Annotated in this window: 11 protein-coding genes and 1 pseudogene; 4 read left to right on the forward strand and 8 right to left on the reverse strand. The window is 72.3% G+C overall.

Features of this window, described 5'->3' with window-relative positions:
• Window positions 1-20: 20 nt before the first annotated feature.
• The 4 genes from RCO28_RS17085 to RCO28_RS17100 form a co-directional block, all read right to left on the reverse strand.
• Entirely contained in the window at window positions 21-1166 is a 1146-nt protein-coding gene (locus RCO28_RS17085) for a hypothetical protein (protein WP_308941999.1), read from the reverse strand.
• 34 nt (window positions 1167-1200) lie between these two features.
• Entirely contained in the window at window positions 1201-2139 is a 939-nt protein-coding gene (locus RCO28_RS17090) for an N-acetylneuraminate synthase family protein (protein ID WP_308942000.1), read from the reverse strand.
• An 11-nt stretch (window positions 2140-2150) separates the two neighbouring features.
• A complete protein-coding gene (locus RCO28_RS17095) occupies window positions 2151-3470 on the reverse strand; it encodes an N-acylneuraminate cytidylyltransferase (RefSeq protein WP_308942001.1) in 1320 nt (439 codons plus the stop codon).
• A 110-nt stretch (window positions 3471-3580) separates the two neighbouring features.
• Window positions 3581-4918 carry a DUF6716 putative glycosyltransferase gene (locus RCO28_RS17100; protein WP_308942002.1) on the reverse strand — a complete coding sequence of 446 codons (1338 nt, stop codon included), beginning with the start codon at window positions 4916-4918 and terminating at the stop codon, window positions 3581-3583.
• Window positions 4919-5105: 187 nt separating this feature from the next.
• On the opposite strand from RCO28_RS17100, the gene RCO28_RS17105 reads away from it, so the two are divergent.
• From RCO28_RS17105 to RCO28_RS17115, 3 genes are read left to right on the forward strand one after another with little or no spacing between them, the layout of a single operon-like run.
• A complete protein-coding gene (locus RCO28_RS17105; RefSeq protein ID WP_308942003.1) occupies window positions 5106-6092 on the forward strand; it encodes a glycosyltransferase family 2 protein in 987 nt (328 codons plus the stop codon).
• Window positions 6092-7453, forward strand: coding sequence for a polysialyltransferase family glycosyltransferase (locus RCO28_RS17110; RefSeq protein WP_308942004.1), 1362 nt, complete (start codon window positions 6092-6094; stop codon window positions 7451-7453). Before RCO28_RS17105 ends, RCO28_RS17110 begins: the two co-directional genes overlap by 1 nt.
• Window positions 7450-8604 (forward strand): acyltransferase, encoded by a 1155-nt coding sequence (locus RCO28_RS17115; RefSeq protein ID WP_308942005.1) that lies wholly within the window; start codon window positions 7450-7452, stop codon window positions 8602-8604. The genes RCO28_RS17110 and RCO28_RS17115 overlap by 4 nt, the downstream gene beginning before the upstream one ends.
• A 10-nt stretch (window positions 8605-8614) precedes the next feature.
• Here the strand turns inward: RCO28_RS17115 and leuE are convergent, their stop codons facing one another.
• Window positions 8615-9268, reverse strand: a complete 654-nt coding sequence (gene leuE, locus RCO28_RS17120; protein WP_308942006.1) for a leucine efflux protein LeuE — start codon at window positions 9266-9268, stop codon at window positions 8615-8617.
• Between the two features lie 81 nt (window positions 9269-9349).
• Complete coding sequence (locus tag RCO28_RS17125; RefSeq protein WP_308942007.1) at window positions 9350-10930, reverse strand: methylmalonyl-CoA mutase family protein; 1581 nt, start codon at window positions 10928-10930, stop codon at window positions 9350-9352.
• A 164-nt stretch (window positions 10931-11094) separates the two neighbouring features.
• Here RCO28_RS17125 and RCO28_RS17130 point away from each other — a divergent pair.
• Window positions 11095-11220, forward strand: a pseudogene (locus RCO28_RS17130) (L,D-transpeptidase); the annotation flags it as partial.
• A 210-nt stretch (window positions 11221-11430) separates the two neighbouring features.
• Here the strand turns inward: RCO28_RS17130 and RCO28_RS17135 are convergent.
• Entirely contained in the window at window positions 11431-12582 is a 1152-nt protein-coding gene (locus RCO28_RS17135; protein WP_308942008.1) for a hypothetical protein, read from the reverse strand.
• On the reverse strand, window positions 12582-13247 hold the full coding sequence (locus tag RCO28_RS17140) for an RNA polymerase sigma factor (protein WP_308942260.1): 666 nt from the start codon (window positions 13245-13247) through the stop codon (window positions 12582-12584). The genes RCO28_RS17135 and RCO28_RS17140 overlap by 1 nt, the downstream gene beginning before the upstream one ends.
• Window positions 13248-13261 lie beyond the last annotated feature (14 nt).

Below are 13261 nucleotides of genomic sequence, written 5' to 3' on the forward strand. Positions count from 1 at the left end.
AGCTCCCCTGACACCGTCCCTCAGGCGTTCCCCGTAGAAGAAAGCCGCCGCACATCCCGAGCCGTCCCCGTGACCCCCGACAAGAACCCCTCCGCCCGAGGCGAAGCCTTCTCCGTCAGCCACGACGGGTCGATGTCGCAGACCGCCACCTCCACCTCCGTGCCCGCAAGGGCGAGCGGCAGCGTGTGGACAACCGTGGACGGGAAGCTGAGGATGGTGCGGCCGATGGGGCCTCGGCGGGCGATGAGTTCCAGGGGGAGGTCGGGGCGGACTATCTCCAGGCCCGTGACGGACGCCAACTCGTGGAGTTTCTCGGCGCTTTCGCGGCGGTGGGCGAAGTAGCGGGTGGCGCCGTGGGTGCGGGCGAGGCGCCTGACCGCCTCCAGGTAGCGGTCCGGGTCGACCACGCCCGTCTCGACCAGGGACGTGCCCACCAGGTCCGCGCCCTTCGTCAGGCGGGGCGGGCCGAAGCGGGCGCGGGTCCAGGCGAAGGTGTTCGGGGTGAGGCGTACGCCCTCGGGGATGTCGTTCACCGGCATCGAGGAGAAGACCTCCACCGACGAGCCGGAGCCGGGCGTCAGGCGGCGGCGGGCCGCGGCCGAGAACGGGGCGAAGACCAGGTCGCGGGGACCGGGGCGGCCGCCGCTGCGGTGCCAGCGCACCAGCCGCTCGCCGCGGGCGAGTTGGGCGATGAACTCCATCGTGGCCGTGCCGTCGTCGACGACCACCAGGTCACGGGAGCGGGTGATGGTGAGGAGGAGCTGTACGTAGCGGGAGAACGGGTCTCCGATGACGACGCGGGCGGCCCGGCGCAGTTCGGGAGCCAGGGCGCCGATGGTCTTCAGGGGGGCGCTCGGACCGCCGCGCGCCTCCTCCCAGCGCACCGCGTGCCCCTCGTCGCGGGCCAGTTGGGCGACGCGGCGCAGCTGGCCGCGGGACATCGGGTCCAGGGGGGAGAGGACGACGATCGTCACCTTCCCCTGGATGCCCGGCCGTTGCGCGTCCGCGTGGGCCCACTCCAGGGCGTTCAGGAGCTGCACCGGGCTCTCCACGAACGCGAGAGTGCCGCCCGTACGAGGGTGGGCACCGCGGCCGCCCGGGGCGCGGAGGTCAGGGGTGACCTGCTCCGCGTCCCGGGGCGCGCCGTGGGGCCCGTGTTCGGACATCACCGTGAGGTGTCTCCGTGTTCCGTGGTCGGGGTCAGACCGCGACCGGCTCGCGGTCTGCCGACTCAGCCTCGGCCACGACGCCCTCGACGCGGCGCAGCTTCTTCATCGGGCCGAGCTCGGACTCGTAGACCTTCTTGACGCCGTCACCGAGGGAGGCCTCGATGGTGCGGATGTCGCGGACCAGGCGGGTCAGGCCCTGCGGCTCCACGGACGCGGCCTGGTCGGAGCCCCACATGGCGCGGTCGAGGGTGATGTGGCGCTCGACGAAGGTGGCGCCGAGCGCGACCGCGGCGAGCGTGGTCTGCAGGCCCGTCTCGTGGCCGGAGTAGCCGATCGGGACGTTCGGGTACTCGCCCTGGAGGGTGTTGATGACGCGGAGGTTGAGCTCCTCGGCCTTCGCCGGGTACGTCGACGTGGCGTGGCAGAGCAGGATGTTGTCCGAGCCCAGGACCTCGACCGCGTGCCGGATCTGGCGAGGGGTGGACATGCCCGTGGAGAGGATGATCGTGCGGCCCGTCGCGCGGAGCGAGCGCAGCAGCTCGTCGTCCGTGAGCGAGGCCGAGGCGACCTTGTGGGCCGGGATGTCGAACTTCTCCAGGAAGGCGACGGCCTCGGTGTCCCACGGGGAGGCGAACCAGTCGATGCCGCGCTTCTTGCAGTGGTCGGAGATGGCCTGGTACTCGGCCTCGCCGAACTCCACGCGGTGGCGGTAGTCGATGTAGGTCATCCGGCCCCAGGGGGTGTCGCGCTCGATGTCCCACTGGTCGCGCGGGGTGCAGATCTCCGGGGTGCGCTTCTGGAACTTGACCGCGTCGCAGCCGGCCTCGGCGGCGGCGTCGATCAGCTTGAAGGCGTTCTCCAGGTCACCGTTGTGGTTGATGCCGATCTCGCCGGTGATGTAGACGGGACGGCCGGGGCCCGCGGTCTTGTTGCCGAGGGTGCGCAGGCGGGACTGGGATGCAGCAGACATGAGGTGTTTCCTTAGCTGTTGAGGGAGTCGAGAGAAGGGCCGAGGATCCAGCTGGCGATCTCTCGGATCGCGCCTTCGCCACCGGGGACGGTGGTGACGGCGCGTGCGGCGCCGCGCACGACGTCGTGGGCGCTCGCGACCGCCACGGGCCAGCCGACGAGGCCGAAGCACGGGAGGTCGTTGACGTCGTTGCCGACGTAGAGCACGCGCTCAGGCGCGATGCCCTGCTCCTCGCACCACTGCTTCAGTGCGAGGTCCTTGCGGTCGATGCCGTGCAGCACGGGGATCTTCAGCTTCCGTGCACGGGCCGCGACCACAGGGTTCTGTTCCGTGGACAGGATCAGCAGCGGGATGCCTGCCTTGCGCAGGGCCGCGATGCCGAGTCCGTCGCCGCGGTGCACGGCGACGACCTCCCGTCCCTCGGAGTCGATCAGCACCTTGTCGTCGGTCTGGGTGCCGTCGAAGTCGATGACGATCGCGTCGACGTCGGACGCGGTCGGGAGCTCCTCGCGGTCGAGAAGCGGGGCGAGCGCGCGGGCGCGCGCCAGGTCGTGCGGGTCGTCGACCTCCAACACCCTTGCGGGGTCGGTGCGGACGAGTTCCGTACGGCCGAAGAAGCGGTGCCGGTGCTCGCGGAAGCCGGGGGCGTCCATGGCGTACGCGGCGCCGGTCTCCAGGAGGTCCTGCGGGCGGTCCTGGCGGCGCGGGCGGAACGACTTGTCGTGGTTGACGCCGTAGCCGTCGCCGCTGCGGTCCGTGGCGACCACGGTGGTGGTGGCGCCCTCGACCGACTGCGTGCTGCGCCCGCCGATCACCTCCGCCACGGATCCAGCCGCCTCGTCCGCGCTGTCCCGCCACACGAAGCCGTGGAAGGGGGCGACGGTGAGGGCGGTCTCGGCGCCCTGCTCGGCGACCGCGGCGGCGACGCCGTCCACGTCCTCGCGGGTCAGGAACGGGCTGGTGCACTGGACGAGGAGGACCACGTCGACGGGCGAGCCGTGCAGCGCCTCGTGCGCGTCCATGGCGTGCAGGACGGCGGCCTCGGAGGTCGCGGTGTCCCCGGCGATGGCGGCGGGGCGGAGCACGACCTCGGCGCCGGCCTCACGGGCGACGGCGGCGATGGCCTTGTCGTCGGTGGAGACCACCACGTCGGTGACGTGCCGGGCGGCGCGGCACTCGCGTACGGCGCGGGCGACGAGCGGCACGCCCGCGACGGGGGCGAGGTTCTTGGCGGGTACGCCCTTGGAGCCGCCGCGTGCGGGGATCACGGCGAGAACGCGGCGCACGGGCGCGGCGGTTGGGCTCGGTTCTCCCGGTTGCGAGTTGCTCATGGGCTGTTCTCCTTGGGGGGCGGTGGGTACGCGGAAGGCCTGGGAGGCGCCGGCCACGGCGGTCGTACGGGGAGTCACGGCGGGGCGGGGACTCCCGGCGGGGCGGGGAGTCACAGCTCGCCCATCCGCCGGATCACCGGGGCCACGCGCTGCACGCCGTGCCGGTAGGCGCCGCGCGCGGCCTGCCGTACGACCTGGCGCACCGGGCCCGGCTCCTTCGCGGCGACCGGCGCACCGGGCAGCGGGGCGCCGTCGGGCCCGAGGTGGTGCCGGGCGAGCACGCCGGGCTGGTAGCCGGGTGCGGTGACGGGCGTGTAGTACGGGTCGAGGGGCGGCATCCGGTCCAGGGCGGCGAGCTCGGCGACGCGGGCGCGGGCGGCGTCGTAGGCACCGTCGACCTCGACGCCCTGGCGGGCCAGCCACGTCTCGTCCGGCTCCGGCACGTGCCCCTCGTCCAGCTGGTCCCAGGAGGCGAGGCAGCCGGAGCCCACGAAGTGGTGGTTGCCGAGCGCCTCGCGCACCCCGAGGTCGGTGAGGACCGCGGTGGGGATGCGCCGGTGCAGGGACTCCAGGGCGGCGGTCGAGGAGACCGTGACCAGGAGGTCGGTGCGGTCCAGGACCTCGCCCATGTGCCCGTAGACGAGGCGGCAGTTGGCGGGCAGTCCGCCGGGGACCTTCTGCGCCAGCTTCTGGTACGGGAGTTCCTCGATGTGCGTGGTGTGCTCGCCGGGCTTGGAGCGCAGCTTGATCAGCACCTCGCGCTCCGGGTGCCGGCGGGCGTGCGCCACCATCCGGTCGAGGAGGTAGGCGCGGTCCTTGCGGCTCTCCGGCACGGAGGGCTGCGCCGCGAAGACCACGGTGTACGGGTCGTTCTTCTCGTGCCGGTCCTTCTTCTTGTACGGCTCGCCGCCGAGGAAGGGCAGCGCGCACTCCACGACCGAGCCGGCGTCGGCGCCCACGCCCTCGTACACGGCGCGGAAGCGCTCCGCGTCCTGGCGGGAGTTGGCGAGGACCAGGTCGGCGCCATGGCGCAGGAGCAGGCCGTCGGCGAGCTTCTCGTAGACGACGCCGACATAGCCGGTGGCGACCACGGGGCGCTGCTCGCGGTCGCGCCAGCTGTGGGCGAGACCGTGCAGGAGGGCCTGCACGGCTCCGCCGACCAGGGCGAGCACGATCAGGTCGTACGGCTCCTCGCCGTCCCGCTCCTCCCCCTGCATGAGTCGCAGGAACTCGACGGCGGTGACTTCGCGCAGCGTGTCGGCGCGCACCCCCACCTCGGCGAGCTGGCGGGGGGTGGGCGTCGCCCGGCCGCGGAGCAGGTATCCGTCGAGGCGGACGTCCTGCCGACGGTCCTCGATGAGGCGGCTCGCGGTGAGCGAGCCCCACTTCCATCGGGTGTCGGAATCCGCGAGGACGGCGACCCGCTGCTTCTTCCTCGTACTTGGCACGTCGATGACGCTAGGAAGGAATTCGGAGGCGCGGCCTAATCCGAATACAACAAACGGTTAACAGCAGACCGCCGAACGGCCAACTGGCCCGCGAGAAAGGCCGGTTAACCATTCCGCCACGCTTCGTTCACCTACCGGCCCACTTACGGTCGAGACGAATGGCGCTCGGCAACCTAACGTCCCCTGCGTGGTTAAGCTCTCCGTCATCGTGCCGTTCTACAACGTGCAGCAATACGCGCCCGACACCCTGAGATCGCTGCGGGACAACGCGCGTGCCGACTTCGAATTCATTCTCGTCGACGACTGTTCGCGCGACGAGACGCCGGAGATCCTGCGGCGGGCCGAGCGCGAGCTCTCCGACGTCGCCCGGGTCCGATATGTCCGACACGAGGTGAACGGCGGTCTGGCCACGGCGCGGAACACCGGCCTCGACGCGGCCGAGGGCGAGTACCTCACGTTCCTGGACGGCGACGACTGGCTCGCGCCCGGGTACTACCCGCAACTCCTCGCGTCCATGGAGGAGTTGGGCTGCGACTTCGTGCGCACCGACCATGTGCAGTGCACCGCGCGGGCGCGCAGCGTCCACCGGGTGCCGCACGGACGGCGCGGCGTGGTCCTCGACCCGCGCTCGATCATCCTGCCCGCGGACCGGTCCACGTCGGTGGACTACGCGTTCGCCTGGGCCGGGATGTACCACCGCCGGCTTGTCGACAAGGGCCTCCTGCACTTCACCGACGGACTGCGCACGGCCGAGGACCGGCCGTGGATCTGGCGCCTGCACCGCGAGGCCGAATCCATGGCCGTTCTCGGGCATCTGGGCGTCTACTACCGGCGCGGGGTGGCTTCTTCGCTGACCCAGATCGGGGATGTGCGCCAGCTCGATTTCATTCGGGCGTTCGACCAGGTGGTACGGGAAACCGCCGCTGACCGGGACGCGGCCGAATTGCTGCCGAAAGCGGTGCGGACGTACTGCGCGATCATTTCCCACCACCTGGGATCCATCGAAAGGTTTGAACCTCCCGTGGCCCGAAAGCTGCGCTCGCTGAGCGCCGCGGCACTGAAGCGCATGCCGCAGGACGTACTCGACGACGCCCTCGACTCCATGGACGTGAAGCGCGCGACCCGGCTGCGCCGGCTGCGCCGCCGTCCGGTCTCGGCGGAGGTGGCCGCGTGATGACCTCGCACACGTCGACGGGGGGCCGCAGGACCACCCAGATCTTCTTCGCCTCCACGCTGTACGGGACGGCCACCCTGGCCGCCGCCCTGGACGCGGACTGCTTCCCGGCCGCTTCCCGGCGCCTGCTGCTGATCAGCAACAACGCGGCCAACCCGGAGACCGCCCCGTCCCTCGACACGATGCCCGGCTTCGAGCAGCTGCGCGGCCGCTTCGACGGGGTGCTCTCCTGGAACGAGGCCATCTCCCCGTTCCACCCCGGGGGCTGGTCGCCGCGCGGCGACGACATCCCGCTGTGGGAGCGGTATCTGCGGATGCTGTGGGACCTCGGCGACGACGATATCCAGCTGGCCGTCGAGTCGATCCAGGTCAACCCGGCCCTCGCGCTCACCCAGGTCTTCACCGGCGCCCCCGTGGACGTGTACGCGGACGGCCTGATGAGCTACGGGCCCACCCGCAACAAGCTGGACCCGCTGGTCGGCACCCGCATCGACCGGCTGCTGCACCTGGACCTCGTACCGGGTCTGAAGCCGCTGCTGCTCACGGAGTTCGGGGTCGAGCCGGAGATCGTGCCGACCGACACCTTCACCAAGGTGCTCGGTGAACTCGACGACAGCCAGGGCGACTTGGAGCTGCCGTCCGGTCAACCGGCGCTGCTGCTCGGCCAGTACCTCTCGGCGCTCGACATCCTCACCGCCGAGGAGGAGGAGCGGCTGCACGTCCGCATGCTCAAGGGCGCCCTCGAACTCGGCCACGAGCACGTGGTGTTCAAGCCGCACCCGAGCGCCCCGGTCCGCTGGTCGCGCCATCTGGAGGCGGAGGCGGAGCGGCTCGGCGCCCGGCTGACCGTCCTGGACGAGCCGGTCCTCGCCGAGGTGCTCTACCAGCGGCTGCGGCCCGCCCTCGTCGTCGGCTGCTTCTCCACGGCCCTGCTCACCGCGTCCGCGCTGTACGGCCTGCCGGTCGCGCGGATCGGCACGGAGGTGCTCCTGGAGCGGCTCAGCCCGTACCAGAACAGCAACCGGGTGCCGGTCACGATCGTCGACGCGACGGTGCCCGAGCTGACCGACCGGGCGGCGGTCGAGGCCCAGCACCAGGAGACCCCGGACCTGGAGGGGCTGGTCAAGGCCGTCGGCTTCGCGATGCAGCCGCAGATCTACCCGGCGCTGCGCCCGGCCGCCGAGAGCTACCTCTCGGACCGCCTGAACGCGCACACCTGGCGCTACTTCAAGCGCCGCCGGCTCACCGCGCTCGCCCTGCCGGGTGCGGTCCCCAGCCAGCTGGGCTTCATCCCGCGCAATGCGACGGTGCGGCGCGTGGCCCGCCGGGCCAGGGTCGTCAAGCGGGCAGCTCTCGGATGAGCGCGCCGTCGTCGGTCCTGCCCACACCCGCCCCTGTTGTCGCAACGCCCCCGGCCAGGACCGCCCGCCGCGTCCCGCGGCCGGCCAGGACCGCCCGCCGCGTCCCGCGCCTGCGCGCCCTCGACGGCCTCCGGCTCATCGCCGCCCTGATGGTCGCCGCGTACCACTACGGCGGCCGGGACGGCGAGATCGGCGAGGCCTGGGGCAGCTCGCCCTCGGTCCAGTTCCCGACGGCGCACGAGTGGTTCGCGTACGGCTGTCTCGGTGTGCAGATCTTCTTCGTGATCAGCGGCTTCGTGATCTGCATGAGCGGCTGGGGCAGGCCCCTGCGCTCCTTCTTCGCGTCCCGGGTCTCGCGCCTCTTCCCCTCGTACTGGGTGGCGATCGTCCTGGTGACGGCGGTCTTCGCGCTGCCCCCGGTGACGTACGCGGCGGTCTCGCCCAGCGACGCCCTGGTGAACCTGACGATGCTGCAGCAGCCGCTCGGCGTGGACCGGGTGCTCGGGGTGTGCTGGACGCTCTGGGCGGAGCTGCGCTTCTACGCCCTGTTCGCGCTGTGCGTGGTCCTGCCGGGCGCGAACCGGCAGCGGGTGGTGCTGTTCTGCGCGGTCTGGACGCTCGCGGCGGCCATCGCGGAGGCGGCGAACTGGCCGTTGCTCGACCTGGTCCTGATGCCGGAGTACGCCCCGTTCTTCATCGGCGGCATCGGCCTGTACCTGGTGCACCGGGACCGGAAGGACATCACGGCCTGGGGCATCGTCGGCGTGAGCTGGCTGATCGGCCAGCACTACGCGGTGGACCGGCTGTGGCACGCGCCGAACCCGGAGTTCTTCTCGTACCGCTCGTCGCTCGCGATCATCTCGGTCGTCACCCTCGGATACGTCGCCGTCGCGGCGATCGCCCTCGGCTGGCTGAACCGCGTCGACTGGCGCTGGCTGACCACGGCGGGCGCCCTCACGTACCCCTTCTACCTGGTCCACGAACACCTCGGCTGGGTCTCGGTCGCCGCCTTGCACCGCGGCCTCGGCCTGCCGTCCTGGGCGACGTTCGGCCTGACGATCCTGGCGATGCTGGTGCTTGCGCGGCTGCTGAACCGGTACGTGGAGGAGTGGGCCACGCCGTTGATACGGAGGAAGCTGACCGGGCGCTGAGCGCGCCGGATCAGCCCGAGCCGGCCAGCGACAGCTTCGCCGCGAAGCCCAGGAACAGGGCGCCCGCCGCCGAAGTGGCCGTTGCCGAGAGGCGCTTGCGGCGGCGGAAGGCGTTGGCGAGCTTCGTGCCGCTGAAGATCAGGGCCGAGAGGTACAGGACCGAGGCGAGCTGGGCGAAGGCGCCGAGTACGACGAAGGAGAGCGCCGGGTAGGCGTAGCTCGGGTCGACGAACTGCACGAAGAAGGCGATGAAGAACAGGATCGCCTTCGGGTTGAGCAGGCTGATCACGAAGGCCCGGCGGAACGGCCGCTCGTCGGAGCCCTCGGCCCGCTCCTCGTCCCCGGCCCGCTCCTCGCGCCGGCTCTTCCACATCGACCAGGCGGCGCGCAGCATGCCGACCGCCATCCAGGTCAGATAGCCCGCGCCCGCGTACTTCACGATGCCGAACAGCAGCGCGTTGGCCTGGAGCAGCGAGGCGACACCGGCGGCGGAGAGCGTCATCAGGACCGTGTCCCCGCCCCAGACGCCGGCCGCCGCCCGGTACCCGGTGCGTACGCCGCGACGGGCGGCCACCGAGAGGACGTACAGGGAGTTCGGGCCGGGCAGCAGAATGATCAGGGCCAGGCCCGCGAGGTACGTGGGGAGGTCTATGACGCCGAACATGCGCGGAGTCTCGCACGGCGCCCGGCGCGCGGGACAGCGCATTCCGGATAGCGGACGGCGCGCACCGGCGGCAGGCGCCGGTCAGAACCGCTCCGTCGGCTCGTAGGCCCCCCACACCTCCCGCAGCGCCCCGCACACCTCGCCGACGGTGGCCCGCGCCCGGAGCGCCTCCTTCATCGGGTACAGGGTGTTCGCGTCCCCCGCCGCCGCCTCCCGCAGCGCCGCGAGGGCCGAGTCGACCGCCGCCCCGTCCCGGGAGGCGCGCAGTTCGGCGAGCCGGCGCACCTGCCGGTCCTCGAGGGCCGGGTCGACCCGCAGCGGCTCGTAGCGCTCCTCCGCGTCGGACACGAAGCGGTTGACGCCGACCACCACGCGCTCCCCCGCCTCCGTCTCCCGCGCGATGCGGTACGCGTTCCGCTCGATCTCGCCCTTCTGGAAGCCCTGCTCGATCGCGGCGACCGCACCGCCCAACTCCTCGACCCGCTCCATGAGGTGCAGCGCCGCCGCCTCCACCTCGTCCGTCATCCGCTCCACCACGTACGAGCCCGCGAACGGGTCGACGGTCGCCGTCACGTCGGTCTCGTACGCGAGGACCTGCTGGGTGCGCAGGGCGAGCCGGGCGGAGCGGTCGGTGGGCAGGGCGAGGGCCTCGTCGAAGGCGTTGGTGTGCAGTGACTGGGTGCCGCCGAGGACCGCGCCGAGGCCCTGGACGGCGACCCGCACCAGGTTCACCTCGGGCTGCTGCGCGGTCAGCTGCACCCCGGCGGTCTGCGTGTGGAAGCGCAGCATCAGCGACTTGGGCTCGCGCGCCCCGAACTCCTCGCGCATCACCCGGGCCCACATCCGGCGCGCGGCCCGGAACTTGGCGACCTCTTCGAGGAGCGTCGTACGGGCCACGAAGAAGAACGACAGGCGCGGCGCGAAGGCGTCCACGTCCATGCCCGCGGCGAGCGCCGTGCGCACGTACGCGATGCCGTCGGCGAGCGTGAACGCGATCTCCTGCGCGGGCGAGGCCCCGGCCTCCGCCATGTGGTAGCCGGAGATCGAGATGGTGTTCCACTTCGGCAGCTCGGCCCCGCAGTACCGGAACAGGTCCGAGGTGAGCCGCAGCGAGGGCGCGGGCGGGAAGATGTACGTGCCGCGCGCGATGTACTCCTTGAGCACGTCGTTCTGGACCGTGCCCGTCAACTGCGCGGCGGATACGCCCTGTTCCTCCGCGACGAGCTGGTAGAGCAGGAGCAGCAGCGCGGCCGGGGCGTTGATCGTCATCGACGTGGAGACGCGGTCGAGGGGGATGCCGTCGAAGAGGGTCCGCATGTCGTCGAGCGAGTCGACGGCCACGCCGACCTTGCCGACCTCGCCCGCCGCGAGCGGGGCGTCGCTGTCGTGGCCCATCTGGGTGGGCAGGTCGAAGGCGACGGAGAGCCCGGTCGTGCCGTGCTCGATCAGCTGCCGGTAGCGGGCGTTGGACTCGGCGGCGGTGCCGAAACCGGCGTACTGCCGCATCGTCCAGGGCCGCCGGGTGTACATCGCCGGGTACACGCCCCGCGTGAACGGATACGCGCCGGGCTCGCCCAGCTGCCCCGCGGGATCCCAACCCGCGAGCGACTCGGGGCCGTAGACCGGCTCGATGGGCAGACCCGACTCGGACTCGCGCGCCATCTGCTGTCCCTCTCGTACGGACGTGACGGTTCGCTCCCCATCATGCGCGGGAACCCTCCCAAAGGGGACACGACAGCAGGGGGGACGGGATGCGTCGTACGAACGGGAGACGTGCGCGGGCGGGGATGGGGTGCGGGGTGGCGCTCGCGGTGGCCGCGCTGCTCGCGGACTTCGCGGCGCGCGGCTACGCGGGCGCCTCGCACGGCTGCGTGAACGTCCGGGACGAGAAGAAGATCGCCGCACTCTTCGCGCAGGTCCGCAAGGGCGACAAGGTCGTCGTCCACTGGTGAGGCTTCCGACCGGGCGGAGGCCGGGCGGCCAGGGCCGGGAAGAGGAGGGGCGGAGGTGGGACCGGGGGAACGTGTCCCACCCCCGCCAATTGCGCTGGAGCCGTGGGGTACGGGGGGAACCCCGGCTCGCGCGCGGCCGATGACCAGTCGGCTCACTTCTTACTGCGCCACCTTGCCGAAAACTGTCACACCCGGGTGATCACGGTGAGGTCACGGATTTCCGGTGCCGTCGGCACCGGCCGTGGAGACCGAGTCCGTGGCCGCCTTGGTCGTGGCACTCACCGTGGGAGTGGCCGAGGTGGGTGCGGTGGACGTGGGCGCGGCCGAGCTGGGCGAGACGATCGCCCCGGTGCCGCCGTTGCCCTCGTGCCGGTTGCCGCCGTCCGCGCCGTCGCCGCCGTCCTCGGAGCCGCGGTCCGCACCGCTGTCCCCGTTGCCGCCGCCGTCCTCGCCGGAGTCGCCGCTGCGCTGGTCAGTGCTGCCGCCGTCGTCGGAGAGGACCTTCCGGCAGAACTTCCGTACGCCTTCGGGCCCGCCCGCGGACTCCTCGATACGGCGCTTCTTCTCCGCGTCCATCGGCTTGCCGGCGAGATAGTCGCGGCAGCCGGTGACCACGCGTGCGTACCACCGGGCCTGTTCGTCCTTCGGGAGGGCCGAGTCGGTGGGCTTCGGCGCGGTGCCGCCCGGGTCGGACGAGGCGCCGCCGTGCGAGGGGTGCCCGGAGCCCGGAGCGCCCTCGGTCGCGCCGTCCGGCGTCGCGGAACCGGAGTGCCCGCCGTCGGGGTCCGACGCGGAGGTGCTGGGCGAGGGTGACACCAGCGGGTCGGCGTCGGAGGGTGCCGCGGAGACGGAGGCGCCGGGGCCCGGTTCGGGGCCGCGGTCGAAGGGCATGGGGATGACACCGGCGCCGGCCATCGCGACCCCGCCGAGGGTGCAGGCTGCCAGCGCCGCGGCGAGGCCGTAGCGCAGGGGTCTTCCCCAGCGCGTACGCGGCTTCCCGTCGCCTGTGCCCATGCGTACGGCACCGCTGTCACCGAGCACTCCGGCGGTGTCGCCGGGACCGGGACGGCCGCCGAGGACCCAGGCGCCGGGGGCGTCGTCTACACGCGTGGCATACGCGCCGCGCGCGTCCCGGAAAGCCGCCAGCGCGGCGGCCTCGCCGGGCAGTTCACCGTCGTGGGGATGCGGCCCGCGGGCGCCTTCCGGCTGCTGGGAGGGGTGTGCGCGGCGGGCGTCGCCGAGCACGGCGGAGAGACGTTCCGCCTGGACACGGGCGTGATCGTCGACGGCGTCGAGGGGCTCGCCGCGGAGCAAACGCTCCGCCGCGTCCCCATCAAGCCAGTGGTACTGCTCGTCGGCCATCACATGTCCTTCTGCGTCCGCGAACGCGAATCCGTCACACCCGCCGGAAATTTGGGCGCCTGTCCGGCGCGGCCTCGGCCGGGTTGCGGGGGCACCGCGCCGAGGCCGTCGGCGGCGTCGGCGCCGAGCAGTTCGGCGAGCTTCTTCAGACCCCGGTGCGCGGCGGTGCGCACGGCACCGGGGCGTTTGCCGAGGGTCTGCGCGGCGCTCTTCGCGTCGAGGCCGACGACGACGCGGAGCACCACGGCCTCGGCCTGGTCCTGCGGCAACTGCGATATCAGGGCGAGGGTGTCCCCGGTGGCGAGCGCCTCCATGGCCTCGCCCGCGGTGTCCGCCTCGGCGGCCTTCCCGGTGAGTTCCGTCTCGTCCCCGCCGATGGCCGGGCGGCGGCCGCGCATCCGGATGTGGTCGAGGGCGCGGTTGCGGGCGATCCGCGCGGCCCAGCCGCGGAAGCGGTCGGCGTCGCCCTCGAACCGGTCGAGGTCGCGGGCGATCTGCAGCCACGCCTCCGACGCCACGTCCTCGGCGTCGGGCTCGCCCACGAGCGTGCGTATGTATCCGAGCAGCCGTGGGTGCACGGCGCGGTACACAGTACGGAACGCGGTCTCGTCACCGTTCTGTGCCGCAAGCACCGCGGCGGTCAGCTCCGCGTCGTCCCCCAACAACTCCCTCATCCTGC

The organism is Streptomyces sp. LHD-70 (assembly GCF_031157275.1).
Taxonomy (GTDB): domain Bacteria; phylum Actinomycetota; class Actinomycetes; order Streptomycetales; family Streptomycetaceae; genus Streptomyces.